General features: G+C 71.5%; 24 protein-coding genes and 1 tRNA gene. 7 read left to right on the top strand and 18 right to left on the bottom strand.

The window, feature by feature from the left end:
* Positions 1-60: 60 nt before the first annotated feature.
* The 5 genes from paaE to paaA form a co-directional block, all read right to left on the bottom strand.
* Positions 61-1,236: a 1,2-phenylacetyl-CoA epoxidase subunit PaaE gene (gene paaE, locus AB0N82_RS06960; protein ID WP_363389756.1), complete on the bottom strand. Its 1,176-nt coding sequence runs from the start codon at positions 1,234-1,236 to the stop codon at positions 61-63.
* Positions 1,236-1,721 (bottom strand): 1,2-phenylacetyl-CoA epoxidase subunit PaaD, encoded by a 486-nt coding sequence (gene paaD, locus AB0N82_RS06965; protein ID WP_315994741.1) that lies wholly within the window; start codon positions 1,719-1,721, stop codon positions 1,236-1,238. The genes paaE and paaD overlap by 1 nt, the downstream gene beginning before the upstream one ends.
* On the bottom strand, positions 1,715-2,551 hold the full coding sequence (paaC, locus tag AB0N82_RS06970) for a 1,2-phenylacetyl-CoA epoxidase subunit PaaC (protein ID WP_363391173.1): 837 nt from the start codon (positions 2,549-2,551) through the stop codon (positions 1,715-1,717). Before paaC ends, paaD begins: the two co-directional genes overlap by 7 nt.
* A gap of 107 nt (positions 2,552-2,658) precedes the next feature.
* Positions 2,659-2,964 (bottom strand): 1,2-phenylacetyl-CoA epoxidase subunit PaaB, encoded by a 306-nt coding sequence (gene paaB / locus AB0N82_RS06975; protein WP_315994742.1) that lies wholly within the window; start codon positions 2,962-2,964, stop codon positions 2,659-2,661.
* Positions 2,964-3,950 (bottom strand): 1,2-phenylacetyl-CoA epoxidase subunit PaaA, encoded by a 987-nt coding sequence (gene paaA / locus AB0N82_RS06980; protein WP_363389760.1) that lies wholly within the window; start codon positions 3,948-3,950, stop codon positions 2,964-2,966. Before paaA ends, paaB begins: the two co-directional genes overlap by 1 nt.
* Positions 3,951-4,083: 133 nt before the next feature.
* Between paaA and AB0N82_RS06985 the strand changes: the two genes are divergently transcribed.
* Entirely contained in the window at positions 4,084-4,746 is a 663-nt protein-coding gene (locus tag AB0N82_RS06985; RefSeq protein ID WP_315994744.1) for an HAD family hydrolase, read from the top strand.
* A gap of 49 nt (positions 4,747-4,795) precedes the next feature.
* Here the strand turns inward: AB0N82_RS06985 and AB0N82_RS06990 are convergent, their stop codons facing one another.
* A complete protein-coding gene (locus AB0N82_RS06990) occupies positions 4,796-5,503 on the bottom strand; it encodes a PAS domain-containing protein (RefSeq protein ID WP_315994745.1) in 708 nt (235 codons plus the stop codon).
* Positions 5,504-5,661: 158 nt separating this feature from the next.
* Between AB0N82_RS06990 and AB0N82_RS06995 the strand changes: the two genes are divergently transcribed.
* From AB0N82_RS06995 to AB0N82_RS07015, 5 genes are read left to right on the top strand one after another with little or no spacing between them, the layout of a single operon-like run.
* Entirely contained in the window at positions 5,662-6,624 is a 963-nt protein-coding gene (locus AB0N82_RS06995; protein ID WP_363389764.1) for an ABC transporter substrate-binding protein, read from the top strand.
* A gap of 2 nt (positions 6,625-6,626) precedes the next feature.
* Complete coding sequence (locus AB0N82_RS07000) at positions 6,627-7,601, top strand: amino acid ABC transporter permease (RefSeq protein ID WP_315994747.1); 975 nt, start codon at positions 6,627-6,629, stop codon at positions 7,599-7,601.
* The gene (locus AB0N82_RS07005; RefSeq protein WP_363389767.1) at positions 7,598-8,380 is read left to right on the top strand and encodes an amino acid ABC transporter ATP-binding protein; all 783 of its coding nucleotides are present in this window, start codon (positions 7,598-7,600) and stop codon (positions 8,378-8,380) included. Before AB0N82_RS07000 ends, AB0N82_RS07005 begins: the two co-directional genes overlap by 4 nt.
* The gene (locus AB0N82_RS07010) at positions 8,377-9,501 is read left to right on the top strand and encodes an aminotransferase class V-fold PLP-dependent enzyme (protein WP_363389770.1); all 1,125 of its coding nucleotides are present in this window, start codon (positions 8,377-8,379) and stop codon (positions 9,499-9,501) included. The genes AB0N82_RS07005 and AB0N82_RS07010 overlap by 4 nt, the downstream gene beginning before the upstream one ends.
* A complete protein-coding gene (locus tag AB0N82_RS07015) occupies positions 9,498-9,890 on the top strand; it encodes a RidA family protein (RefSeq protein ID WP_315994750.1) in 393 nt (130 codons plus the stop codon). Before AB0N82_RS07010 ends, AB0N82_RS07015 begins: the two co-directional genes overlap by 4 nt.
* A gap of 12 nt (positions 9,891-9,902) precedes the next feature.
* On the opposite strand, the gene paaK is transcribed toward AB0N82_RS07015, so the two are convergent.
* The 8 genes from paaK to AB0N82_RS07055 form a co-directional block, all read right to left on the bottom strand.
* Positions 9,903-11,213 carry a phenylacetate--CoA ligase PaaK gene (gene paaK, locus AB0N82_RS07020; protein WP_363389775.1) on the bottom strand — a complete coding sequence of 437 codons (1,311 nt, stop codon included), beginning with the start codon at positions 11,211-11,213 and terminating at the stop codon, positions 9,903-9,905.
* Positions 11,210-11,752 (bottom strand): hydroxyphenylacetyl-CoA thioesterase PaaI, encoded by a 543-nt coding sequence (paaI, locus tag AB0N82_RS07025; RefSeq protein ID WP_363389778.1) that lies wholly within the window; start codon positions 11,750-11,752, stop codon positions 11,210-11,212. Before paaI ends, paaK begins: the two co-directional genes overlap by 4 nt.
* On the bottom strand, positions 11,749-13,794 hold the full coding sequence (gene paaZ / locus AB0N82_RS07030; RefSeq protein ID WP_363389781.1) for a phenylacetic acid degradation bifunctional protein PaaZ: 2,046 nt from the start codon (positions 13,792-13,794) through the stop codon (positions 11,749-11,751). Before paaZ ends, paaI begins: the two co-directional genes overlap by 4 nt.
* A complete protein-coding gene (locus AB0N82_RS07035; RefSeq protein WP_363389784.1) occupies positions 13,791-14,717 on the bottom strand; it encodes a 3-hydroxyacyl-CoA dehydrogenase family protein in 927 nt (308 codons plus the stop codon). The genes paaZ and AB0N82_RS07035 overlap by 4 nt, the downstream gene beginning before the upstream one ends.
* Positions 14,714-15,589 (bottom strand): enoyl-CoA hydratase/isomerase family protein, encoded by an 876-nt coding sequence (locus tag AB0N82_RS07040; RefSeq protein ID WP_363389787.1) that lies wholly within the window; start codon positions 15,587-15,589, stop codon positions 14,714-14,716. The genes AB0N82_RS07035 and AB0N82_RS07040 overlap by 4 nt, the downstream gene beginning before the upstream one ends.
* Positions 15,582-16,772 (bottom strand): thiolase family protein, encoded by a 1,191-nt coding sequence (locus tag AB0N82_RS07045; protein ID WP_363389790.1) that lies wholly within the window; start codon positions 16,770-16,772, stop codon positions 15,582-15,584. The genes AB0N82_RS07040 and AB0N82_RS07045 overlap by 8 nt, the downstream gene beginning before the upstream one ends.
* Positions 16,773-17,107: 335 nt before the next feature.
* Positions 17,108-17,183 (bottom strand) — tRNA-Arg (locus tag AB0N82_RS07050).
* A 14-nt stretch (positions 17,184-17,197) separates the two neighbouring features.
* On the bottom strand, positions 17,198-17,932 hold the full coding sequence (locus AB0N82_RS07055; RefSeq protein WP_363389793.1) for an NRDE family protein: 735 nt from the start codon (positions 17,930-17,932) through the stop codon (positions 17,198-17,200).
* A 337-nt stretch (positions 17,933-18,269) separates the two neighbouring features.
* Between AB0N82_RS07055 and coaBC the strand changes: the two genes are divergently transcribed.
* Positions 18,270-19,481 carry a bifunctional phosphopantothenoylcysteine decarboxylase/phosphopantothenate--cysteine ligase CoaBC gene (gene coaBC, locus AB0N82_RS07060; RefSeq protein WP_363389796.1) on the top strand — a complete coding sequence of 404 codons (1,212 nt, stop codon included), beginning with the start codon at positions 18,270-18,272 and terminating at the stop codon, positions 19,479-19,481.
* Positions 19,482-19,545: 64 nt separating this feature from the next.
* On the opposite strand, the gene AB0N82_RS07065 is transcribed toward coaBC, so the two are convergent.
* From AB0N82_RS07065 to AB0N82_RS07080, 4 genes are all read right to left on the bottom strand, one after another.
* Entirely contained in the window at positions 19,546-20,748 is a 1,203-nt protein-coding gene (locus AB0N82_RS07065) for a DUF2510 domain-containing protein (protein WP_363389799.1), read from the bottom strand.
* A 66-nt stretch (positions 20,749-20,814) separates the two neighbouring features.
* On the bottom strand, positions 20,815-24,345 hold the full coding sequence (locus AB0N82_RS07070) for an error-prone DNA polymerase (RefSeq protein WP_363389802.1): 3,531 nt from the start codon (positions 24,343-24,345) through the stop codon (positions 20,815-20,817).
* 66 nt (positions 24,346-24,411) lie between these two features.
* The gene (locus AB0N82_RS07075) at positions 24,412-25,956 is read right to left on the bottom strand and encodes a DNA polymerase Y family protein (protein ID WP_363389805.1); all 1,545 of its coding nucleotides are present in this window, start codon (positions 25,954-25,956) and stop codon (positions 24,412-24,414) included.
* The gene (locus AB0N82_RS07080) at positions 25,956-26,672 is read right to left on the bottom strand and encodes a hypothetical protein (protein ID WP_363389808.1); all 717 of its coding nucleotides are present in this window, start codon (positions 26,670-26,672) and stop codon (positions 25,956-25,958) included. The genes AB0N82_RS07075 and AB0N82_RS07080 overlap by 1 nt, the downstream gene beginning before the upstream one ends.
* Between the last annotated feature and the right edge of the window lie 60 nt (positions 26,673-26,732).

Below are 26,732 nucleotides of genomic sequence, written 5' to 3' on the forward strand. Positions count from 1 at the left end.
GGGCGCGCCCGGGTGACGGATCGCCTACGGAGATGCGGTGCGGGGTCATGGCATCCTTCGTCATCCGTCGTAGTCGACGCGAACGGCGTCGGAGGTCGGGTGGGACTGGCAGGTCAGCACGTAGCCGCGGGCGATCTCGTCGGGCTCGAGGGCGTAGTTCTCGGTCATCGACACCGCCCCCTCGATCACGCGGGCGCGGCAGGTTCCGCAGACACCGCCGGCGCACGCGAACGGCACGTCGGGCCGCACGCGCAGGGCCGCGGCCAGGATCGTCTCGTTCGCGGCGATCGGGCTCTCCACCGACGCCGACTGGCCGTCGAGGGTGAAGTCGATGCGGCGTACCGGCTCGTCGGCGCGCACGCGCACGGGGCGCGCTCCCCCGGTCTGCGCCGGCGCGTCGCCGTCTCCGGCGGTGAACAGCTCGAAACGCACGCGCTCGCGCGGCACACCGACCTCGGTGAGCGCCTCGCGGCACAGCTCGACGAGGGCGAACGGCCCGCACAGGAACCATTCGTCGACGGATGCCGGATCGATCAGGCGCGACAGGATGAGGCGCAGTCGCTCGTCGTCGATGCGTCCCGAGAACACCGGGGCCGCCCGCTGCTCGCGCGAGAGCACGTGATGCAGCGTGACGCGGGCGGGGTACCGGTCCTTCAGGTCGGCGAGCTCGTCGACGAACATCACGTCGGTCGAGGACCGGTTGGCGTAGACGATCGTCATCCGACTCTCGGTCGAGCCTTCGAGCACATCGGCGGCGAGCGCCATGATGGGGGTGATCCCGGAGCCGGCGGCGATGGCCACGACGTGTCCGGTCGCCGTTGAGGCTCGCGAGACGAAGGTGCCCTGCGGGCTCATCACGTCGATCTCGTCGCCCGGGCGCAGGTCCTCGTGCGCCCAGGTCGAGAACCGGCCGTCGGGGTCGCGCTTGATGCCGACGCTGATCGTCCCGCGCGTCGGAGGTCGGCAGAGCGAGTACGACCGCCGCAGGTCTTCGCCGTCGACGCGCGCTCGAAGGGCGACGTACTGGCCCGCGGCGTAGTCGAAGGCGTCGACGAGCTCGTCGGGGACGGCGAAGGTCACCTCGATCGCGGTCGGGGTGAGGGGGCGGACGTCCGCGACCCGCAGGGTGTGGAACCGGGCGCGGGCACGACCCCCGGTCTCGCGCACGGCACCGAGGGTCGGGCTTCTCGCGAACGCCGGGGTCACGGCATCCGCAGCCGTGTCGGTCGTCGTCATCAGAGGGCCTTGAAGTGGTCGAAGGGTTCGAGGCACGCCCGGCACTCCCAGTGCGACTTGCACGAGGTCGACCCGAAGCGCGAGACCTCGCGGGTGTCGAGGGAGCCGCACCGGGGGCACGCGACGCTGAGCTTCACGCGGATGGGGCCCGCGGGAGCCCGGCCGGACGGCGGGGCGATGCCGTACTCGGTGAGCTTGCGTCGTCCCGCGTCGCTCATCCAGTCGGTGGTCCACGCGGGGGTCAGCGTCGTCGAGACGACGACGTCGTCGAAGCCGGCAGAGGTGAGGGCGAGCACGATGTCGTCGCGGATCGCGTCGACCGCCGGGCACCCCGAGTAGGTCGGGGTGATCGTGACGGTCACGGTCTCCCCGTCCAGGCGGACGTCGCGCAGCACTCCGAGATCGTCGATCGTGAGCACGGGCACCTCGGGGTCGACGACGGCCGCGACGATCTCGCGAGCACGGTCCCGCGTCGCGGTCACCATGTCGCCCCCGGATGCCGGCGGGCCAGCACCTGCAGCTCGGCCAGCAGCGGCCCGAAGGCGGGGTGATGCCGCCCCCGGCGTCCCCCCGCGGAGGACGAGGCGATCGCGGGGACCGGGACGTCCTCCTCCGCGAGCACCTCCGCGAGCACCTCGTCGACGCGGCCGCGCAGGGTGGAGGGGCGCACGGCGATGCCCTCGAGACGATCGTGCAGCGGCAGGTCGCGGAACACCTCGTCGAGGTACGGCCAGGTGTCATCGAGGGCGACGAGGAAGCGGCGACGCGACTCGTCGGTGCCGCCGGCGAGACGGAGCGTCCACTGCACGGCGTGATCGCGGTGGTAGTCGACCTCCTTCTCGGCCTTGGCGGCGACGGCGGACAGCACGGGATCGGTGGATGCCGACAGGTCGCGGTACAGCTCGAGGAGGTACGCGGATGCCAGGAGCTGACGGGCGATCGTGTGCGCGAAGTCGCCGTTCGGAAGCTCGAAGAGCCACGCGCTGCGGAAATCGCGCTCGTCTCGCCAGTATGCGAGATCGTCTTCGCTGCGCCCGTCGTGGCTGCCGGCGTAGCGCAGGAGCGAGCGGGCGTGGCCGAGGAGGTCGAGGGCGATGTTGCCGAGGGCGACGTCCTCCTCCAGCTCGGGGGCACGGGCGACCCAGCCGCAGAGGTTCTGCGCGAGGATGAGCGCGTCGTCGCCCAGGTGCGTCGCGTACGCGGCGACGTCGGGATCGGTCGCCCGGTCCTCTCCCCCGGCGAGTTCGGCGGCGAGCTCGCGCGCGTCGAGCGAGACGTCGCCGTGGGTGCCGGTGGGTTCGACGGGCTCAGCCACCGGCGCCGTGGCCCCGGCCTGCGGCGCTGCGGCTCCGGTCACCGGGGCTGCGACCCCAGGTCCCTGAGCCTGTCGAAGGGACCGGTCCCCCTGATCGGTCGAGATGCTCACAGGTGCGGCACCCCCTCGGAGGCGGTGTAGTACACGGCGTGCCGATAGTTCTTGCCCGCCGGGGACTCGAAGAACGCGCCCTTGGCCCCCGGGTCGCTCGTGGTCACGGCATCCGAGGGCACGACCCACACCGAGACGCCCTCGCCGCGCCGGGTGTACAGGTCGCGCGCGTTGCGGACGGCGAGTTCGGCGTCGGGTGCGTGGAGCGAGCCGACGTGCACGTGACTGAGGCCGCGGCCTGCGCGCACGAAGACCTCCCACAGGGGCCAGGTCTCCGCGGGGCTCCCGCCGGGCGTGGCCATCAGGCGGCCGCCGTCGTCTCGGCGCGGGCGGCGCTCTTCTTCGCGGCGTAGGCCGCGGCGGCCTCGCGCACCCAGGCGCCTTCCTCGTGGGCGTCACGGCGGTGCTGGCGGCGCATCGTGTTGAGCGGACCGCGTCCGGCGAGCACCTCGTGGAACTCGGTCCAATCGATCTCGCCCATGCGGTACTCGCCGGTCGCCTCGTCGAACCGCAGCTCGGGGTCGGGCAGCGTCACGCCCAGCACGGCCGCCTGCGGCACGAGCATGGACACGAAGCGCTGACGCAGCTCGTCGTTGCTGAAGCGCTTGATGTTCCACGCCATCGACTGCGCCGAGTTGGGCGAGTCGTCATCGGGGGGTCCGAACATCATCAGGCTCGGCCAGTACCAGCGGTTCACGGCATCCTGAGCCATCTCCCGCTGCTCCTCTGTTCCCTGCATGAGGGTGAGCAGGATCTCGAAACCCTGGCGCTGGTGGAACGACTCCTCTTTGCAGATGCGCACCATCGCGCGACCGTAGGGCCCGTACGAGGCGCGGCACAACGGCACCTGGTTGCAGATCGCGGCGCCGTCGACGAGCCAGCCGATCGCGCCCATGTCGGCCCAGGTGGGGGTCGGGTAGTTGAAGATCGACGAGTACCGCGCCTTCCCGTCGACGAGCTGCTGCGTCATCTCGTCGCGCGTGATGCCGAGGGTCTGCGCCGCGGAGTAGAGGTACAGGCCGTGACCCGCCTCGTCCTGCACCTTCGCGAGCAGGATCGACTTGCGCTTCAGGCTCGGTGCCCGCGTGATCCACGCCCCTTCCGGCTGCATGCCGATGATCTCGGAGTGCGCGTGCTGCGAGATCTGGCGGATCAGCGTGCGGCGGTAGGCGTCCGGCATCCAATCGCGCGGCTCGATGCGGCCGTCGGCCTCGATGAGGGCGTCGAACGTCGCCTCGCCATCGAGGGCGTGGGCGTGGGCGTCCGCGGGGGGTACGGTCATCGTCATCGTCGACTCCTTTTACAGACCGATCGTTCAGTAAAACTGTAGCCGAGGGCGCCCGGGACCGCAATGGGACTGACCTCTCGCGCGGCGGCGTGTGGGCTGCATGCACCCGACCACGACCGGAAGACGGAACCCCATGGCAGACACCGCGATCTTCGACGTCGACGGCACCCTCGTCGACACCAACTACCAGCACGCCCTCGCCTGGTACCGGTCATTCCGCCGCTTCGACATCGTGCTGCCGATCTGGCGCATCCACCGCGCGATCGGCATGGGCGGCGATCAGCTCGTGCCCTCCCTCACCGACGACAGGGTCGAACGCGCGCACGGCGACGACCTGCGTGCCGCGTGGGCCGAGGAGTTCGAACCGCTCATCGACGAGGTGCGCCCCTTCGACGGAGCGCACGATCTGCTCCTCGAGGTCAAGAAGCGCGGATTTCAGGTCGTGCTCGCCAGCTCCGGCAAGAGCGACCACGTCGAGCATTTCCTCGACCTCGTCGAGGCGCGCGACATCGCCGACGCATGGACGACCTCCGACGACGTGACCGCCAGCAAACCCGCCCCCGACCTCGTGCAGACGGCCCTCGCCCGCGTGTCCGGCACGGGCGGGATCATGATCGGAGACTCCCCCTGGGATGCCGTGGCGGCCGGTGACGCCGGCGTCGACACGGTCGCGGTGCGCACCGGCGGGTTCTCCGTCGACGAGCTTCACGACGCAGGCGCCGTCCGGGTCTTCGACAGCCTGCGCGATCTCATCGACGGCCTCGACGGCACCCCGCTCGCGCGGCCCGGCGTGTGAGCGGCGACCGCGCGGTCGCCGGCCGAGATCGAGTCGTCGTGGGGAACGCTCAGACCCGGGAGCGTCGCACCTGCGCGAGGTAGCGGTAGACCGTCGGCTCCGACACCTGGAGGGCGGTCGCCACCTGCGCCACCGCGCCCTTCAGCAAGAAGACGCCCGCGCGCTCCAGCTCACCGACCGTCGAGGTCTTCTCCTGCACGCTCATGCGATGAGGCTCGACACCTCGAGCGGCGACGATGCGATCGATGCCGTCCAGGGCCAGCTCGTCGACACTCGCGCTGAGTCGCTCCGCGACGGGCGCGGCGGTGCCGACACCCGGGTCCACCACCGCTTTCGGCACGCCGGTGGTCGCCGTGATGGCCTCGAGGAGATCACGCGCGCGGCGGAGCGGCTCATCGTCGACGTTGACGCAGAGCATGCCGACGACGGCACCCACCCTGTCGCGGATGAAGAACGTGGAAGAGCGGAAGGCGCCGCCCGTCCGCGAGACGGCCAGGTAATTCGCGAGGAAGTCCCGATCGTCGTGCTCGTGATTCTGCAGCACCTTGAGCACGAGATCCGTCGCCGGGCCGCCGACGGAACGGCCGCTCACGTGACCGTTGGTGAGGGCGACGATGGAGCGGCTCACGTCGCTGGTGTCGTGCAGGACCACCTCGGTGCGGGGTCCGAGCAGCTCCGCGAGGAAGTCCATCATCGGCAGATAGGGCGCGAACTCCGGCCGCATCACTCGCGTCTCATCGACGACCGTCCGTCTCATCACCGATCTCCTCCCCCGCCGCGTCTTCCGCATCGACGTGATGGTCAATTTAGATTGCGCGCACGTAACAATTCTGCTTCATCATGATAATTTTCTCTTATTATCGCCGCGGAGTCGATAGCTTCCGATGACAACGACGTTTGGAAAGGCCCCCCTACATGACCCGTCACGCCCGCACCCTCACCGCCATCGGCGCTCTCGCCGCGAGCGCCGCCCTCACCCTCTCGCTCTCCGCGTGCGGCGGCCCGAGCGCACCCCAGCCCGGTGATGCGCAGACCGACGGCGCCGCATCGTCGATTCCCGACACGTCCGCGCTGCTCGACGGCGTCGGCGCCGACGACGCACTCGTCGCGATGGTCCCGAGCACGATCAGCGACGCCGGACAGCTCGTCGTCGGCTCGAACGTGCAGTCTCCCCCGAACAACTTCTACGCCGCAGACGGTTCCACCGTCGTGGGGTCGGACCACGACCTCATCACCGCGATCGCCAAGAAGCTCGGCCTCGACGTGCAGTACGAGAACCAGGACTTCGGCTCGCTCATCACGAGCCTGCAGTCGGGACGCGTCGACGTCACCATCGCCGCGATGAACGACACAGCCGAGCGTCAGCAGGCCATCGACTTCGTCGATTACCTGACGTCCGGCATCACGATCATGGTGCAGAAGGACAACCCCGCCGGGATCACCGGACCCGACACGCTGTGCGGTCACTCCGTGGCCGTCGTCACAGGCACGAGCCAGCAGGAGTTCGCCGAGTCCACCAGCGCGGACTGCACCGCCGACGGCAAGGAGGCCGTGGAGGTCGTCGTCACCGACAGCGACAGCCAGAACCAGACCCAGCTGCGCACGGGACGGATCGACGCGATCGTCAACGACCTCCCGAGCGCGGTCTACATCTCGCAGACCACTCAGGACGGAAACGCGTTCGAGGTCGTGCCGGGCGACGTCATCGACGGAGCCCCCTACGGCATCGGCGTCAATAAGGACAACGCCGGCCTGCGCGATGCGATGGCCCAGGCGCTCGATGCGCTCATCGACGACGGCACCTACGCCGAGATCCTCGACTCCTGGGGGATCTCCTCCGGCGCCGTGACCGAGGCCGTCGTCAACGGGGGCAAGTGACGGTGTCGATCTCCACATCCCGGCTGGGCGATGGACGCGGTCCGTCGCCCGCCGCGGGCGGGGAACGGCCCCTCCTCCCCCAGGTCCGACTGAAGCACTGGGGGCGGTGGGTCAGCGGAGTCGTCATCGTGCTCCTGCTGGTCGCCCTCATCGCCGCCGCCTCGCAGGGTGACATCTCCTACGGCGACATCCCGTACTACGTGATCTCGCCGATCATCCTTCAAGGTCTCGTCGGCACCATCGTGCTCGCGGTCGTCGCCCAGCTGAGTGCGATCGTCATCGGTGTCGTCATCGCTCTCATGCGCATCTCGAAGAACCCCGTCGCCCAGGCTTTCGCGGCCGGGTACACCTGGTTGTTCCGCGGATTGCCGGTACTGCTGCAGATCCTGCTCTGGTACAACCTCGCGCTGATCTTCCCGCGCCTGCAGGTCGGCATCCCGTTCACCGACGTGCTCTTCGTCGACGTGAGCACGAATGCCGTCATGACCACCTTCATCGCGGCGTTCCTGGGCCTCGCGCTCAACGAGAGCGCGTACATGGCGGAGATCGTCCGCGCGGGCCTCAAGAGCGTCGACCGTGGCCAGATCGAGGCCGCGCAGTCCATCGGCCAGACCCCGATGCAGCGCATGGCGCGGATCGTGCTCCCCCAGGCGATGCGCATCATCATCCCCCCGACCGGCAACGACTTCATCAACATGCTCAAGGGCACGGCCATGGCATCCGTGATCGGGTACGTCGAGCTCATCCGTGCCGCCAACAACATCTCGTCGTTCAACCTGCAGGTCATGGAGACGCTCATCGCCGCGGCCATCTGGTACATGGTGATCGTCAGTGTCGCCAGCGTCGGGCAGTTCTACCTCGAGCGCGCCTTCGACCGTCAGGATCGCCGGCCCGGCGGTCCGCGCAACGCACGCGCCCTTCGCCGGAAGATCGTCGGCGATCTCGGCCGTCCCCCGCTGATGAGGAGCGAGAAATGACCGTCACCCCCGACGCCGCACCTGTTCTCGAAGCGGTGCGCATCACGAAGTCCTACGGACACAATGTGGTGCTGAGCGACGTGTCGCTCACCGTCCGCAGCGGCGAGGTCGTCTGCATCATCGGCCCGTCCGGCGCCGGGAAGTCCACGTTCCTGCGCACGCTGAACCGTCTCGAGGAGCCCGACAGCGGCGAGGTCTGGGTGGGCGGCGAGCCCATGGGCTACGAGCTCCGCGACGGCAAACTGCACGAGTTGACGGAGCGCCGCCTGTCGGCGCAGCGCGCGAAGACGGCGATGGTCTTCCAGCACTTCAATCTCTTCCCGCATCTCACGGTGCTCGGCAACGTGATGGAGGGGCCGGTGCGCGTGCAGCGTCGACCGGCGAAAGAGGTGCGGGCGGAGGCCGTCGCGATCCTCGAACGGGTCGGCCTGGGCGAACGGATCGACGCGTATCCGAGCCAGCTGTCGGGCGGTCAGCGGCAACGCGTCGCGATCGCCCGGGCGGTGGCCATGAAGCCGCTGTTCCTGTTGTTCGACGAACCGACCTCGGCCCTGGACCCGGAGCTCGTCGGCGAGGTCCTGACGGTGATGGGCGACCTCGCTCGGGAGGGGATGACGATGCTCGTCGTCACGCACGAGATGGCGTTCGCCCGCGAGGTCGCGGATCGCGTGGTGTTCATGGCCGATGCGGGCATCGTCGAGGAGGGGCCGGTGGAGCAGGTGCTCGGCGACCCTCGCGAGGCGCGGACGCGGCAGTTCCTGCAGCGGGTGCTGGCATGAGCTCGACGGCGTGGGAGAGATACCTCGCAGCGTTCCGCGAACCGAGCGGGTATCTCAACTTCGCCAGCTACGGTCCTCCGTCGCAGGCCGTGGTCGACACGATCGGCGGGCTCGCCCAGGCGGCCGCGGACGGCGAGGCCTCCGCACGGCTGCATGCCGAAGACCGGCGCGCCCTCGCGGCAGTCTCCCGTCTGAGCGGCTTCGCTCTGGATGCCGTGACCCTGACCAGCAGCACCTCCCTCGGGCTGTTCCAGATCGCCTTCGGATTGCCGCCGGGCGAGGTCCTCGTCAGCGCGGCGGAGTTCCCCTCCAACCTGTACGCGTGGTGGCGGTCGGAGGAGGCGGGCCTCACCCGAGTGCGGACCCTGCCTCCCGTCGCCGGAGTCCCCCTGGCCCCGGTCACCGCCGCGCGCGTCGCCGAGGCCGTCACGGCCGATACCGTGGCCGTCGCCGTCAGTGCCGTCGACTTCCGCACCGGAGCCCGTGCGGACCTCGCTGCGCTCCGCGACGCCGTTGGCGACCGGCTGCTCATCGTCGACGGCATCCAGGGGTTCGGCGTCATCGAGGCCGATTGGACGCTGGCGGATGCGCTGGTCGTCGGCGGACAGAAGTGGCTCCGAGCCGGATGGGGAACCGGCTTCCTGGCGCTGTCCCCGCGGGCGCTGGAGCGCCTCCGTCCCCTTCTCGGCGGCTGGACCGGCGTCGAGGAGGCGGGGCTCTACGACGGACGTCCGCACCCGGCTCTTCCCGGAGCGCAACGCCTGTCGATCACCAACGCCTCCCCGTTCAGCTCAGGTGCCCTCGCGACCGCTCTCGAGCTGCTGGAGAGCGTCGGCGTACCGACCGTCGGCCGGCGCATCGCCGACAGGACCGGTCAGTTGTCGACCGCGCTGACGGATGCCGGTTTCCCCGTGCTGTCACCACAGGAGGACGGTGCGCGCGCCGGCATCGTCGTGGCGCACGTCGCCGACCGATCGGCCCCCACGACCGTCGCGCGTCTCGCCGAGCGCGGTGTGACGGCCACCGCGCACGGTTTCGACCGTGTGCGCTTCAGTGTGCACGCCACCACCTCGTCGTCCGCGGTCGACGCCGCCATCGACGCCCTGAAGGGAACCCCATGACCATCATCTCCACAGTGACCTCGCCCGAAGCCCCCGCCGCCATCGGCGCCTACTCGCAGGCCGTCCGCACCGGGGAACTCGTCTTCGTCTCGGGACAGCTGCCCCTCGACCCCGCGACGGGAGAGCTCGTCGGCGCCGACGTGCGCGCCCAGGCCGCGCAGTCGCTGAGCAACGGCGCCGCCATCCTCGCCGCCGCCGGCTCGAGCATGGACCGCGTGGTCAAGACCACGATCCTGCTGACCGACATCGCCGACTTCGCCGCGGTGAACGAGGTCTACGGCGAACGCTTCACCGGCGCGGTGCTGCCCGCTCGTGCGGCCTACCAGGTCGCCGCCCTCCCCCGCGGCGCGAAGGTCGAGATCGAATTCATCGCCGTCTGCGGAGACTGAGGGCCCCGCGGATCAGCGCAGGTCGTAGACCCGCTTGTACTTGCCCTCGCTGCGGGGAAGGACGCCCGGCTCCTCGACGCGCACGTCGACCGTCGTGCCGATGAGCACCTTGATGCGCTGCTGCAGCACGACGCCGGCGGCTTCGCACACCTCGCGCTCCAGGGCCGGATGCCTCTCGATGCGGACCGTCATGGCATCCATCCGCCCCTCGCGCCGCAGCTCGAGCACGAAGTGGGGCGTGAGGGTCTCGATGCCCATCACGATCTCCTCGATCTGCGTCGGGAAGAGGTTCACGCCGCGCAGGATGATCATGTCGTCGTTGCGGCCGGTGATCTTCTCGATACGGCGCATCGACGGGAACGCCGTGCCGGGGTGCAGCCGGGTGAGGTCGCGGGTGCGGTAGCGGATAACCGGGAACGCCTCCTTCGTGAGGGAGGTGAAGACGAGCTCGCCGAGCTCGCCGTCGGCGACGGGCTCGCCGGTCTCGCCGTCGATCGTCTCGGGGAGGAAGTGGTCCTCCCACACGTGCGGGCCGTCTTTGGTGAGGGCGCTCTCGGATGCCACGCCCGGGCCCATCACCTCGCTCAGGCCGTAGATGTCGACGGCGACGAGGTCGAGGCGGCGCTCGATCTCGCGTCGCATCTCGTTGGTCCAGGGCTCCGCGCCGAGCACGGCGACCTTGAGCGAGGTGGATCGCGGGTCGACACCCGCGGCCTCCAACGCGTCGGCGATCGTCAAGAGGTAGCTGGGCGTGCAGAGGATGGCATCCGGTTCGAAGTCCTGGATGAGCTGGGCCTGGCGCGCGGTCTGCCCACCCGACATCGGGATGACGGTCGCCCCGAGCCGCTCGATGCCCGCGTGCGCGCCGAGGCCCCCGGTGAACAGGCCGTAGCCGTACGCGTTGTGCACGCGGTCGCCCGCGCGGATGCCGGCCGCGCTCAGCGACCGCGCGACGAGGTCGGCCCAGCGGTCGAGGTCGCCGGCGGTGTATCCGACCACCGTGGGACGCCCGGTCGTGCCGGAGGAGGCATGGATGCGACGCACGTCGGCCATCGGCACCGCGAACATCCCGAAGGGATAGGTCTCCCGGAGGTCCGCCTTGGTCGTGAACGGCAGCAGGCGGATGTCGTCGAGCGAGCGGATGTCGTCGGGGTGCACGCCGGCCTCGTCGAACGTGCGGCGGTACAGCGCGACGTTCTCGTACGCGTGGCGCACGGTCCACTGCAGGCGCTCGAGCTGTAGGGCGCGGAGCCGGTCGAGCGGGATGCCGGTGGGATCGACGGATGCCAGGAAGTCCGGGCGCGATGCGGTGGTCAGGGTCATCGGGACACCTCCGTGGTCGTCAGCGCGGCGTTGCGCTGGGGGTCGTTCGCGGGTCGGGGGCCGGAGGCATCGACAGGCTTAGCCACCGGCGCGTCCGAGCTCACTGCCACGTCAGAGGTCCCTGAGCTCGTCGAAGGGACCGGAACCGGCGGACGCCGGTCCGTCGTGATGCTGCGGCCGCGCACCTCGGCGACGAGGTCGCCCGTCTCATCCGTCACCCGGATGTCGTACAAGCCCGTCCGGCCGCTGCGGGCGCGGCGCGCAGCCGTCGCCGTGAGCGTCTGCCCGGCGGTCGTGGACTTCAAGAACGTGATGTCGGCGCCGCCGGCGACCGTCACGCGCTCGTCCTCGTTGCAGGCGATCGCGAAGGCCGTGTCGGCGAGGGCGAAGACGAGCCCGCCGTGGGTGATGGCGAAGCCGTTCAGCATGTCGTCGCGCACGGTCATCGACACCCGCGATTCTCCGGGCGCGTCGTGTTCGACGACCATGCCGAGCATCGCGGATGCCTGATCGCGCTGCATCATCGGCCGCAGACTCATGCCGGCACCGCCACCGGAGCCCACGTCTTGGCCACGAGCGTGAGCACGTCGTACTGCGCGACGATCTCGTCGTCCTGGTTGCGGATCACAGCATCCCACCGCACCTCGCCGTACTCGTCGGTCTCGCGCGGGGTGATCTGCTTCGCCGTGAGCGACACGCGGATGCGGTCTCCGGGTGAGACGGGGGTGACGAAGCGGAGGTTCTCGAGGCCCGAGTTCGCGAGCACGGGACCCGGCGCGGGGTCGACGAAGAGCCCTGCCGCCCACGACACGAGCAGGTACCCGTGCGCGACGCGTCCCGGGAAGAACGGGTTCGCCGCGGCCGACTCCTCGTCCATGTGCGCGTAGAACGTGTCGCCGGTGAATCTCGCGAACACCTCGATGTCGTCGAGGGTGACCTCTCGCTCGGCCGACTCCACGGCATCCCCGATCCGGAGATCCGAGAGGGGTTTGCGGAACGGGTGCGTCCCCGTGGAGTCGGTCTCGGCTCCCGGATGCCACACCCCGGTGAGCGCGGTCAGCATGCGCGGCGAACCCTGGATCGCGGTGCGCTGCATGGAGTGGAGCACGGAGCGGATGCCGCCGAGCTCCTCGCCGCCACCCGCCCGACCGGGCCCGCCGTGCACGAGGTGCGGCACGGGGGCGCCGTGGCCGGTCGAGGTGCGCGCATCGTCGCGGTCGAGGAAGAGCACGCGGCCGTTCATCGCGCCCATGCGGGTGAGAAGTTCGGTCGCGACGTCGGGGTCGTGGGTGGCGATGCTCGTGACGAGCGAGCCGCCGCCCCGGCCCACGATGGTCGCGGCCTCGGCGACGTCGGCGTATTCGACGATGCTCGCGACCGGCCCGAACGCCTCGATGTCGTTGACGGCCGGGGTCGCGGCATCCGCGAAGGCCAGGAGCATGGGCCGGAGGAACGCCCCCTCCGCGGGTGTGCCCTCGGGCGCCTCCGCCGAGCCGACGACGAATCGTCCTCCTGCCGCCTGGAGCGCCGTCACCTGCCGCAGCACCTCGTCGCGCTGCTCGCGCGAGACGACCGGGCCCATCGTGACGCCCTCGGCGCGCGGGTCGCCGACGACCACGCGCTCGGCGATCTTGTCGCGCAGCGCCTCGGCCACGGCATCCGTCATTCCCGCCGGCACGATCGCGCGGCGGATCGCGGTGCACTTCTGCCCCGCCTTGGTCGTCAGCTCGACGAGCAGCTGCTTCACGTAGGCGTCGAACTCGGGGGTGCCGGGTACCGCGTCGGGGCCGAGGATCGAGGCGTTGATCGAGTCGGTCTCGCTCGTGAACCGCACCCCGGGCCTCGCCTGGGCGCGGAGGCGCTCGGCGGTCGCGGCGCTGCCGGTGAAGCCGACGGTGTCGCCGAGGTCGAGGAGGTCGAACAGGCCCGGGACGCTCCCGCTGATCAGCTGCAGGGCGCCCCCGGGCAGGAGGCCGGTCTCGACGACCATCCGCACCCACGCCTCGGCGATGTACGCCGTCGGGGTCGCGGGCTTCACGATCGTCGGGAGCCCGGCGAGGAACGCGGGGGCGAACTTCTCGAGCGCCCCCCACATCGGGAAGTTGAAGGCGTTGATCTGCACCGCGACACCGGGCAGGCGCGTGTACACGTGCCGACCGAGGAAGGAGCCGTCCTTCGATAGCGGCTCGACCGGTCCGTCGAGCACGACCTTTCCGGCGGGGAGTTCGCGACGGGCCTTCGACGAGAAGGTGAAGAGCACGCCGATGCCGCCGTCGACGTCGCTGAGCGAGTCGCGGCGGGTCGAGCCGGAACGCTCCGAGAGGGCGTAGAGCTCTTCGCGGCGGTCGTTCAGCGCGATCGCGAGGTTCTTCAGCACCATCGCGCGCTGGTGGAAGGTGAGGGCGCCAATGCTCTTCTGGCCTTCGCGCCGTGCGTAGGCGACGGCACCCTCGAGGTCGAGCCCGCGCGTGCTGACCCGCACGATCTCCTCCCCCGTCGACGCGTCCCGCACGATCGCCGCGTCGGGGTCGCCGTCCGGCGTCCACCACGCACCCTTCACGTAGCTCGGCAGAAACGTCATCGTTCGCTCCATTCGTAGAATCCGCGGCCGGTCTTGCGACCCAGGTGCCCCTGGGCGACGAGCTCTCGCAGCAGCGCGGGCGGGGTGAAACGCGCGCCGAACGCGCGCTCGAGTTCTTCGGCGATGCCCATGCGCACGTCGAGCCCGACGATGTCGGTCGTGCGGAGGGGGCCCATCGGATGCCGGTACCCCAGCTCCATCGCCGTGTCGATGTCGTGCGCCGACGCGACGCCTTCTTCGAGCATGCGGATCGCTTCGAGCCCCAGGGCGACGCCCAGGCGGCTGGACGCGAAGCCCGGCGCATCGCGCACGACGACGGCGGTCTTGCCGATGGCCTCGACCCAGTCGGTCGCCGCGCCGACGACCTGCGGTTCGCTGCGCGACCCGGTGACGACCTCGACCAGCGCCGATGCCGGGACGGGGTTGAAGAAGTGCAGGCCGAGGAACCGCTGCGGGCGGCGGAGCGCGGCGGCGAGCGCATCGATCGAGATGGAGGAGGTGTTGGATGCCACGACCGCGTCGTCGTGCACGGCCCCCTCGATCCGCGCGAGGGCGTCGACTTTGAGCGCGCGATCCTCGGGGACGGCCTCGATCACGAGGCCCGCGTCGGCGAACGCGGCGGTGTCGACGCCGGTGGTCAAGGTGTCGGCATCCGGGATCTCGATGCCCTTCTGCGCGGAGCGGCCCAGAGCGGTCTCGACGCGCTCGCGGGCGGCCTCGGCGGCCGCGGCGTCGCGCTCGACGACGTGCACGCGGGCACCGGCGAGCAGGAACGCGTGCGCGATCCCGGCTCCCATGCGGCCCCCGCCGAGCACGCCGACGCTGGTGGGCACGGACGCCGGGACCCGGTCGGTCGAGGGGCGCGGCGCGGCGGCGGTACCGGCAAGGGCGTGGGCCGGAGACGTGGTCTCGGGGAGTGTCACTTCTTCTTCCTCTCGAGGAACGCGGTCATGCGCGCGCGCTTGTCGGCGCTGTCGAACAGCTCGGCCTGGAGTTCGCCGTCGATGGCGGGGTGCTCCGCGCGGGGCGCGAGCAGGGCGCGCTTGGTGAGGATGGTCGCGCGCGCGGAATTCGCGGCGATGCGGTCGGCGATCGCGTGGGCGGCGTCCAGCACCGCGTCGGGCTCGTGCACGCTCGACAGCAGTCCCCACGCGAGGGCCTCGTCGGCGTCGATCACCCGCGCCGTCAGCAGAAGCTCGCTCGCGCGGGCGTGGCCAACGATCTCGGGCAGCCGCCACGACGCTCCGGCCGCGGCGATGATGCCGAGCCCCGGCTCGGGGTTGCCGAATCGCACACGCGGGGTGCCGATGCGGATGTCGGCGGCGTAGGCGAGCTCGGCTCCCCCGCCGAGCGCGAAGCCGTCGACGGCCGCGATCACGGGCATCGGCAGGCGGCGGATGCGATCGAACGCGGTCGCGTTGATCCCGCGGCGCGCGTCGTCGCCGGTGCGTTCGCGCAACTGCGCGATGTCGGCCCCAGCGGCGAAGATCCCCCCGGCGCCGGTGATGATGAGCGTGCGCGGGCGCTCCTCCAGCTCCTCACAGAGGGCGTGGAGTTCGTCGATCATCGCCTGGTCGATCGCGTTGCGGCGCTCCGGTCGGTCGAGGGTGGCGACGACGCGATCGGCGCGGTCGTCGATGCGGATGCGCGGTGTCGAGCCCGTCGCCCCGGTGGCTGAGCTCGTCGAAGCCCCCGGCCCCAGGTCTCCGCCGGCCCCGGTCCCTTCGACAGGCTCAGGGACCTGCGCTGGCGCATCGACCTGGGCCGAGGTTGCCGGCGTGTGCGTCTCAGCCATCGACCCGCTCCACGATCATCGCCGTGCCCTGCCCGACGCCGACGCACATGGTCGCCAGGCCGTAGCACGCGTCCTCGCGCTCGAGCCGACCGAGCAGCGTCACGAGAAGCCGCGAGCCGCTCGACCCCAGCGGATGTCCGAGAGCGATCGCCCCGCCGTCGGCGTTGACGATCTCGGGGTCGAGCCCCAGCCGACGCATGCACGCGAGCGACTGCGACGCGAACGCCTCGTTGAGTTCGACCGCCCCCAGATCGGATGCCGACAGCCCTGCCTTCGCGAGAGCCTTCTCGGTCGCGGGCACGGGGCCGAGCCCCATGATCTCCGGCGCGAGACCGGCGGAGGCGTGGGCGACGATCCGCGCGCGGGGGCGCAGGCCGTAGCGCTCGACCGCGTCGGCGCTGGCGACGACGATCGCGGAGGCTCCGTCGTTGAGCGAGCTGGAGTTGCCCGCCGTCACGACCTCCCCGCCCTTCACGACGGGTCGGAGCCCGGCGAGCGCATCGAGCGAGGTGTCACGCCGCGGTCCTTCGTCGGTGTCGATGAGGCCCCGACCGGTGTCGACGGCGACGATCTCGTCGCGGAAGTGCCCGGCATCCTGCGCCCGCACCGCCCGCTCGTGACTCCGCAGCGCGAACGCGTCGGCGTCGGCGCGCGAGATGCCGTCGACGCGCGCGACCTCCTCGGCCGTCTCGGGCATGGTGAACGTCGCTTTGTCGCGCGCGGCGAGACGCGGGTTGGTGAAGCGCCAGCCGATCGAGGTGTCGAAAGCGTCGCCCGGCTTCGCCCATGCTTTCGAGGGCTTCGCCTGCACCCAGGGCGCGCGCGTCATCGACTCCACCCCGCCCGCAACGACGATGTCGGCGTCGCCCGCCCGCACGGCCTGGGCGGCGAGCGCGATCGCGCTCATCCCCGAGGCGCAGAGGCGGTTCACGGTGAGGCCGGGGATGGCATCCGGGAGGCCTGCGAGCAGCACGGCCATGCGCGCGACGTTGCGGTTGTCCTCGCCGGCCTGGTTCGCCGCGCCGAGGATCACCTCGTCGATCGCCTCGGCGGGAACACCCGCGCGGGTCACGGCCTCACCGACCACGAGGGCCGCGAGATCGTCGGGACGAACGGATGCCAACGACCCGCCGTACCGCCCGACCGGGGTGCGCGCACCGCCGATGAGAAACGCCTGCGACATCGCCATCCTCTCCCCCGCCGGCTCTGGCGGGGTCGCGTCCACCTCGACTGCGAGGTTTTTCGACCGATCGTTCAGTAATCATGCCATGCGGCGGACGCGGGGGCAACGGGGCGACTGAGGTCGAGGGCGAGGGCGGGGGCCAGGGCACGGCCTCGACCACTACGCGAGAGAGACGACGGCCTCGACCTCGACGCGAGCGACGCGGGCGAGGCCCAAGCGATGTCGCAGACGCCGCGGATGGCCCCGGGGCCACCTGCGGGCACACGTCGTACGGCCAGTCGAGAGGGACGCCGGAACGAGGGGCGCGCGCCCGGAGAGCCGACCGCGGCGCGAGATGGTGCCCCCGACAGGATTCGAACCTGCGACGCCCGCGTTAGGAGTGCGGCGCTCTATCCCCTGAGCTACGGAGGCGGGATGCCCCCAGCCTACCGCCGCGGCAGCGGGTCGCCCGTGAGCAGCCGGGACGGGAGCCCGGCGTCCCAGTGCCCCGGCTCCGCCAGGCGCGCTTCGCGCATCTCGACGCCGTCCGGGCCGATACTCGCGGCACAGACGAGCAGCGACTCGAGAACGAGGCCAGCGTGGGCGTCGCGGCGGAGGATCGATGACGCGGGGTCGTGCGTCGACTGTTCCACGACGCGCATCCACGGCTCCCACCACGCGGAGTCGGCTGCGAGTCCTGCGCCGCGAAACTCCGCGAGCCACCGTGCGATGCGCGGGGTCCCGGCATCGTCCACCGCGTGGTGAGCGACCATGTGCGTACCGGGGCTCAGCGGCGTGCGCCGCACCGCGAGTCCGTCCCACTCGACGAGGCGGGCACCCGTGGCATCCACCTCGACGAGGTTGAACCCGCGGGTCGGAGGATGATCCGGGATGCCGTCACCCAGCGCATCGAGGGCGATCGCGCCGCGGCTGACGACCTCGTCATCCGCGCGCGTCGAAAGGTCTTCGCGGTTGAGGAGCACCGCCAGCCGACGTCGATCGGGATCGACCGTCATCCACGCACCGCCCGCGCGGTCGTCGCGCACGCCGAGAACCCCGGGGCGGTCGGGCCACCACGGTCCGAGGCCGCGCCACGGGCGGTCCCGGTCCTCATCGCGGACCGCGAGGAGGCGCACGGGGTCACCGGGCGCGGCGGGGACATCGATGACGACGGTGCACACCCGCTCTACGCTACCCGCGCCGTGAAAACAGGGGATGCCACGAGAACAGGGCGCACGGCGCCACATCGGCCTGTTCTCGTGGCATCCCCTGTTCCGGTGTCGGCGGTGACCCCCGCGTCGGCACCGACGTCCGCACCCGCACCTCCGAGCCCCGACGCACCCGGACTCGCCCCACGCCTACCCCGCCCTGAAAACAGGGGATGCGACGAGAACAGGGCGCACGGCGCCGTATTGGCCTGTTCTCGTCGCATCCCCTGTTCTGGTGACGGCGGCACCTGTGCCGGTCGCCGTGCCCGCACCACCCCCGCCGACCGGTGCGACCTGGAAGACTGGGGCGATGTTCGTCGTGGTGGGAGTGACCGGGGGCATCGCCGCCTACAAGACCGTCGGCCTCGTGCGCCTGCTGGTGAAGGCCGGGCACGACGTGCACGTGATCCCCACCGACGACGCCCTGCGGTTCGTGGGACTGCCCACCTGGGAGGCGCTCAGTCGCCATCCCGTGACCACGTCGGTGCATGACGACGTCGCCAAGGTTCGTCACGTCGCGCTCGGCCAGTCGGCCGACCTCGTGATCGTCGCTCCGGCGACGGCCAACACCCTTGCGGCGATGGCCGCCGGGCTCGCCTCCGACCTGCTCGGCACGACGCTGCTCGCGACCACCGCCCCCGTCGTGGTCGCTCCGGCCATGCACACCGAGATGTGGCGGCATCCGGCGACCGTCCACAACATGGAGGTGCTGCGCGCCCGCGGCGTGCACGTCGTGGGACCGGCTGACGGTGAGCTCACCGGCGGCGATTCCGGTCCGGGCCGCATGTCGGAACCCGAGGAGATCGCCGCCGCGGCCCTCGCCCTCGTCGAACGCCCGCGTGACCTCGACGGCGTCTCGATCGTGGTGAGCGCCGGGGGCACGCGCGAGCCGATCGATCCGGTCCGCTTCCTCGGCAACCGCTCCAGCGGACGGCAGGGTGTCGCGATCGCCCGCGCGGCCGCCGACCGCGGCGCGCGGGTGACCCTCGTCGCCGCGCATCTCGACGCCGACGTGCGCCCCGACCCCCGCGTCGAGGTCGTGGCGGTCGGAACCGCCGACGAACTCGGACGGGCGATGGATGCCACGGCTCCCGACGCCGATGTGATCGTCATGGCTGCGGCGGTCGCCGACTACTCCGTGGCCGAGGTGTCGGCGCACAAGCTGCGCAAGCAGGACTCCCCGGGTGGACTGACGCTGCACCTGACCGAGAACCGCGACGTCGTGGCCGGGCTCGTCGGAGCCCGGCGTGCGGGTCAGACGATCGTCGCTTTCGCCGCGGAGACCGTGGCCGATGACGACGAGCTCCTCGCGCGCGCCCGCGCCAAGGCCGCGCGGAAGGGCGTCGACCTCCTGGCCGCGAACGCCGTGGGGTGGACGCGGGGCTTCGAGGCGGCGGACAACGCCCTCACGATCGTGGATCGCGACGGACGCGTCGTGGCGACGGCATCCGGATCGAAGGATGACACCGCGCACGCGCTTCTCGACGCGATCGCGGCGGTGCGGGCGACGTCGCACGACTGACGGGCCTCGCCCGGAATCGCCGCGAGCCGGGTGAGGACGCCCTCGCCCTCACCCGCCCGCCGGCTCAGTATCCGTAGTACTGGAGCTCCTCGATCAGCGGGATGATCTGCCAGAGCAGGAAGATCCCCCACGCGATGATGGCGATGAGCGCCACGACGTTGACCGCGATGGCCGCCCACATGGGGGCGAGACCGCTCCGTGTGCGCTTGCGCAGGATCACGGCGCGACCGATGACGTACACCAGCCCGCTGCCGATGAGGAAGACGAAGAAGCTCCACGCCCAGTGGAACGGCCGCTCGACCCCGCGAGCGCGCAGCACACGCCAGTCGAGGAACGCGAAGAGCACCGTGACCGCCGAGAAGACGAGTCCCAGCACGGTGGTGACGGCAGACACCACCGCTTCGACGGGCGACGTCCCGCCGCCGTAGACCTGCGCGTAGAACGACTCCTGGATGAAGGTCGACCAGTCGAACAGGAACAGCGAGAGAACCCCGACCAGCGGGAGGAGGGCCACCAGCCAGACCCAGACGGTGTTGGTGCGGATGTCGGTGCGCGGGGCGGCATCCGGCGAGGCGGAGGCGCTCGAATACGCCGGAGCTCCCGGGTAGGCGGGCGGACTCGCATACCCCGCGGCGGTCGGCGAGCTCGCCGCGGTCGGATACGCGGGCGCGGGCGCCGGCGCCGACACGGGCGCTATGGGCGGGGCGACGGGCGGCACCGCAGAGGCTGCCGCAGGAGCCGGATCGGTCGCGGCGCCATGGTCCGGGGCCACGACAGGATCCGGGGTCGCTGACGGCTCCGACGCGACGACGGGCTCCGGTGCAGCCGGTGCACCCGTCGCGAGGTCGCGCTCCAGGGTCGCCGACGGCTCCGACGCCGCGGACGGCTCCGAAGCGACGACGGGCTCGGGTGCGGTCGGCTCCGGGCTGCCCGCGTGCGCCGGCGCGGCCGGCTCCGGGCTACCCGCAGACTCCCCCGCGAGATCGGGCTCCGACGCCACGACGCGGTCACCGACCCCCGGCTCCGACGCGGTCACGGCCTCCTGCGGTTCGGCCGAGGCGAGGGGCTCGCGCGCGTGTGGGACCGCGTCGTGCGCGACGGCGCTGTCCTCGCTCGTCGGCGCGGCCGTGGCCTCGGGCGCGGTGTGCGCCGACCCGTCGACCGTGCGCACCTCGTCGGTCCAGCTCGTGCCGTCCCAGCGGCGCAGGCCGCCGCCTCCTGCGGGGTCGGGGTACCAGCCGTCGGGCGGTGTGGGCGTGTCGGTCATGGTCGTTTCCCCTGTCTGGTGCGGAACCGGGCGAGATCGCCCCGAGTCTAGTGAGGGCGCTCGAGGTCATCGGAAGTCCCTCGATGCGTGCGCGACCCCGACGCGCAGATCCGTGAACCCGTCGGCGACCACGTTGGTGACCCCCTCGACCGAGCGCTCGAGCATTCCGCGCACGATGAGAGCGGGCGATTCCCGGGCGACGCGCCGGTACCTGTTCCACACCCCCACCGAGCAGATGATGTTCATGAGCCCGTGTTCGTCTTCGAGGTTGAGGAAGGTGATCCCGGATGCCGTGGCCGGCCGTTGCCGGTGGGTCACCAGGCCCGCGACCTCGATGCGTCGGCCGGTCTCGAACGTGCGCAGTTCTCGCGAGGTGATCACCCCGCGAGCGTCGAGCGCGGAGCGGAAATGGGTCAGCGGATGGTCATCTGCCGAGAGGCCCGTCGCCCACAGGTCGGCGGCGAGCACCTCGTAGCTGGAGGGGTCGGTGAACAGAGGCGGCTGAACCGAGACCAGCGAGTCGGGGAGGAACTCGGGGCGATCCATCGCGGCCGATCCGGCGAGCCAGATCGCCTCGCGGCGGGTGTGCCCGAGGCACTCGAACGCCCCCGCCGTGGCGAGCGCCTCGATCTGCGCGGTGACGAGTCCCGTGCGCCGCACGAGGTCGCGCAGGTCGCGGTACGCACCCCCGCTCTCACGCTCGGCGACGATGCGCTCGGCGACCTTGACCCCGATCCCGGTGACCTCCGCGAGCCCGAGCCGCACGGCGAACCCCCCGTCTCGACGGTGCGCGAGGGTCTCGTCGGGGTCGGAGGGGTCGAACTCCCCCGTCGGCGGCTGATCCGCGTGCGCGCACGCGGGGCGTCCGGTCGGCGCCCCGGCCCCGCGGCGGGGTGCGTCGTCCGCATCGGGGGCTCCCCCGGCATCCCCCGGCCCGCGCCGCGTCTCGCCGACCGACGCCCCCGCCGGAGCCCCGGCATCCCCTCCGTGCTGCGAACCGGCGTCGTCGTCGAGCACCTCGAGCGAGGCCTGGACCTTCGAGCGCAGCAGATCGGGCCGACGCACCACCACACCGTGACGGCGGGCGTCGGCGGTGAGGGTCGCGGGCGAATAGAACCCCATCGGCTGCGCGCGCAGGAGCCCCGCGAGGAACGCCGCCGGGTAGTGCAGCTTGATCCACGAGCTCGCGTAGACCAGGAGAGCGAACGACAGCGAGTGCGACTCCGCGAAGCCGAAGTTCGCGAACGCCTGGATCTTCGCGTACAGCTCGTCGGCGACCCGACCGACCAGGCCGTTCTCGGCCATGCCGGCGTACAGCGTCTCGCGGAGGGAGTCGATGCGTTCGAGCCCGCGCTTCGACCCCATCGCCCGGCGCAGCAGGTCGGCGTCTTCGGCCGAGCAGTTGCCCACGGCCACCGCCATCTGCATGAGCTGCTCCTGGAACACCGGGACACCCATCGTGCGTGACAGCACCGGCTCGAGCTTGGGGTGCACGTAGGTGATCTCCTCCTGGCCGAGCTTGCGCCGCACGAAGGGGTGCACCGCCCCGCCCTGGATGGGCCCGGGACGGATAAGGGCGATCTGCACGACGAGGTCGTAGAACTTCCGCGGCTGCAGGCGCGGCAGCAGACCCATCTGCGCACGTGATTCGACCTGGAACACCCCGATCGAGTCGGCCCGGCACAGCATGTCGTACACGGCCTTCTCTTCTTTGGGCAGGGTCGACAGCTCCCACTCCTCCCCCGTGGCATCCCGGATCAGATCGAAGCAGTACTGCAGCGCCGCGAGCATGCCCAGGCCGAGCAGGTCGAACTTCACCAACCCCATCCAGGCCGCGTCGTCTTTGTCCCATTGGATGACCGTGCGGTTCTCCATGCGCGCGTGCTCGATGGGCACCACCTCGCCCACCGGCCGGTCGGTGAGCACCATTCCCCCCGAGTGGATGCCGAGATGCCGCGGCGCCTTGAGCAGCTCCGACGCGAACTCGATGACCTGATCGGGGATGTCGTGATCCGACCCGGTCTCGAGCGTCGCCCCCCAGCGCTCGACCTGCTTCGACCAGGCGTCCTGCTGACCCGGGGAGTGCCCGAGAGCGCGAGCCATATCGCGCACCGCGTTCTTCGGGCGGTACTGGATGACGTTCGCCACCTGCGCCGCCCGCTCGCGCCCGTACTCGCCGTAGACCCACTGGATGATCTCCTCGCGCCGGTCGGAGTCGAAGTCGACGTCGATGTCGGGCTCCTCGTCGCGCAGGCTCGACAGGAACCGCTCGAACGGCAGCTTGTAGAAGATGGAGTCGACCGCGGTGATGTTCAGCAGATAGCAGACGGCGCTGTTGGCGGCCGAGCCCCGCCCCTGACACAGGATGCCGCGACGACGGGCCTCGGCGACGATGCCGTAGACGATGAGGAAGTAGCCGGGGAAGTCCTTCATCTCGATCACCTCGAGCTCGCGCTCGATACGGCGGCGGTCGTCGTCGGAGAGGTTCGGATACTTCGTCGGCACCGCCTCCCAGACCAGGTGCCGCAGCCACGACATGGGCGTATGCCCCTCGGGCACTTTCTGCTTCGGCAGGGCCGGCTTGGCCCGACGCAGGGGGAACGCGATCTCGTCGGCGAGCGCCACCGTGCGCGCCACGGCTCCCGGATACCGGGCGAAGCGCGCGGCCATCTCGGCCCCCGAGCGCAGGTGCGCCCCGGCGTGGGCGGGGAGCCAGCCGTCGAGCTCGTCGAGGCCGCGGTTCGCCCGCACCGCGGCGACGGCGGCGGCGAGGAGCTGCTTCTGCGGGGCGGCGTAATGCACGTTGTTGGTCGCCAGGGTCGCGAGCCCCCGTTCGGCCGCGAGCCCGGCGAGCACGTCGTTGCGGCGCGAGTCGAGCGGGTCGCCCTGATCCATCAGCTCGACGTAGACGGCCTCGGCCCCGAACAGGTCGACGAGGGTGTCGAGCTCTCGCGCCGCACCCGCCGGCCCCTCGAACGCCAGGGCCTGTCGCACCGCCCCCTTGCGGCATCCGGTGAGCACCGCCCAGTGCGGATCGCGCGGACCCCCGGCGCGTTCGGCCAGGTCGTCGAGATCGTAGACCGGGCGTCCTTTCTCGGCGCCCTCGAGCTGCGCGTGGGTGATCGCGGCGGCGAGGCGGTGATACCCCTCTTCGCGCCGCGCGAGCACGAGGAGGTGCGAACCGGTCGGGTCGGCCTCGCCGTTCTGCGGGCCGCGGAGGCCCAGCGACAGTTCCGCGCCGAACACCGTCTTCACCGCGCGCGCCTCGGCGGCCTCGGCGAAACGCACGATGCCGTAGAACCCGTCGTGATCGGTGAGCGCGAGGGCGTGCAGGCCGAGGCGTTCGGCCTCTTCGACGAGCTCCTCGGGCGACGACGCCCCGTCGAGGAACGAGTACGACGAGTGGGCGTGCAGTTCGGCGTACGGCACGGTGTCGGCCGGACGCTCGATCGTCGGAGGCACGTAGGCGCCGCGCTTGTGCGACCACGCCGGACTGTCACCGCCGTCGCCGTTAGGCGGGGCACCGGTGGGGCGCCGCGCGTCGCTGAGCAGTCGTTCGAGCTCCGACCACTTCACCGGCGGATTGGTCCAGCCCATCACGCACCTCCCGATCCGAGGGGCGACGACCGAGCGGCGAGCGCGCGCGAGGAGAGCGGACGGGGGTCAGTCATAGCGCCCCTCCGCTCGCCATTCCCCCTCTTCGACGACGAGCAGCCACGCACCCCCGTCGGCGTCGACGACCTGGAACCGGTGCGCCCGCCGAGCGCGCAGGGGGTCCCACCCGCGCTCGCTGATCGGCCAGGGACCCGCCCACTCCTGGATGCGTCGACGCTGCCCCGCCGTCTCGAGCACCGCGGGTGGGGCGCTCAGCGCGTCTCGCTCGCCCACGGTCACGGGCGCCCCCGCGATGTCGGTGACCCCCACCAGGCGAGGCTCGGGATAGACGGTCGCCGGCAGGGGGTCGGGGAGACTCCCCGGCCAGGGGCGCGTGCGCTCCTTCGCCGTGACGGCACGATCGCCCCACGGCACCAGCACCTGCCGTTCGGCGAGCCACCGCCCGCCGCCGATCACCGGCGTGAGCACCGCGCGATGGCCGAGCATCGCCTGCACGCGCGAGAGGGCGTGGTGCACGCGTTCGTCGGGCCCCGCACCGAACAGACCCCGGGCGTGGTGCGCGGCGGCATCGACGGCCTCGGGCTCGATGTGCACGCCCGCGACCCCGCTGCCGAAGATGCCCTGCGCGTCTTCGGCGAGCTGCCACCGCACGCGGTCGACCACTCCCGCCGCGTCGAACGAGCCGGGGTGCAGCCACACGCGTTCGCTGCGCTCGCCCCGCTCGCCGGTGAGGACGACACGCAGTTCGGTGCACACCAGGTCGTGCGCGCCGAGGCGCGCGATGAACTCCTCGGCCGCCACGCGCATGCCGAAGGCGATCTGGTCGGCCAGCTCGAGCGGGGGCTCGAAGGCGACGTCGCGATGGAGCTCGGGCGGGGGCGTGCGCGGCAGCACCGGCTGGGAGTCGAGACCCCCCGCCAGGGCGTGCAGACGCACCCCCCGTTCGCCGAACCTCTCCCGCATCCTCTCGACCGGCAGGCCGGCCAGCTCGCCCAGGGTGTGCACCCCGAGGCGCGAGAGGAGGCTGCCGAACTCGTCGTCGTCGAGGGTCGTGATCGACAGCGGCGCGAGGAACGCGCCCGCCTCCCCCGGCGGTACGACGCGCACGGGCTCGTCGACGTCGGCCGTGCGGGCCGCCTGCTCCGCGGTGAAGACGCCGTCGGCCACGCTCGCCCGCACTCCGGCGAACCCGTCGTCGTCGAGCAGGCGGATCAGCATGCGGGCCGCCTCGAGCTCGCCGCCGTAATAACGGGCCGGGCCCCGGGCCTTCACGGCGCACAGCCCCGGCCGCACCACGTGCACGCCGGGGGCGTGCTCCTCGACGCGAGCGACGACGGGGGCGAAGGCTCGGGCGTCGCGCACAGCGTCGGCGGGCACCACCTGCAGCCCCGGGCACAGGGCCTGCGCATCGCGCCGCTTCTGCCCGCGCCGCACGCCGTGCGCGCGAGCCGCCCACGAGCACGCGACGACGACGTTGTTCGCGAACACCGCCACGGCGGCATCCGGCTTCGGAGGAGACACGGCCTCGCGCACGAACGCCGTGATCGGCCAGTCGGGGAACCACAGCACGAGACTGCGCGTCGGCGCCGTCATCAGCCCACCGCCCGCACGGGATAGGCCTCGCGCTCGCGGGGCACGAGACGTTCGGTGGGGGCGCCGAGCAGTTCGATCGAGCCGTCGGCCGCGGGCAGCATCATGCGGGCGCGGCGGGCGTTCGGCGAGCGACGACTGCTGACCGACACCGTCAGTTCGCGCCCGGCCAGGTAGCCGTGCCCCTGCCCGAGCCCCGTCCAGTGCGGGTCGGCCACGTCGATCACGGCCTCCGCCTGCGGCCAGGCGCCCTGCACCAGCAGCACCGATCCGCGATCGCGCAGGCGCGCGGCCAGGCGGGTGGTCTCGGCCCCTCCCCGCGCGGCCGGGGAGCCGAGGGGCGGACGCACGGCCACCACGGGGAGCACCTCGGTGATCGTCGCTGTCACCGCGAGCCAGCGCGGTCCGGGATTGGGGATGAAGACGAGCCGGTCGAGGTCGAGCCCGTACTTCTCGGCCGCCTCGGCTCCGAGCTCGGGCATGCCGATGACCCCGCACCATGCTCCGTCTTGGGAGGGACGCGCCATCAAGGCCAGCAGAAGGGATGCCGAGCGGGCGAGCGCATATGCCGACCCCGAGCGCAGACCCCCGCCGGGCAGCAGCGACGAGAACGCCGGATGCGTGGGCAGCACGGGGGCGTCCATGCGCCGCCCCTGCATGCGCTCGAGGCGATCGCGCAGCGCGGTGATGTCGGGTACGGCCTGTACCTGGTCTCTCACGATCGCCCTCACTCCCACAGGTTAGAACATGTGTTCTAGTGTCTCAATCCCTGTGGTCGA

Source organism: Microbacterium sp. NPDC089186 (genome assembly GCF_040685115.1).
Classification (GTDB): domain Bacteria; phylum Actinomycetota; class Actinomycetes; order Actinomycetales; family Microbacteriaceae; genus Microbacterium; species Microbacterium galbum.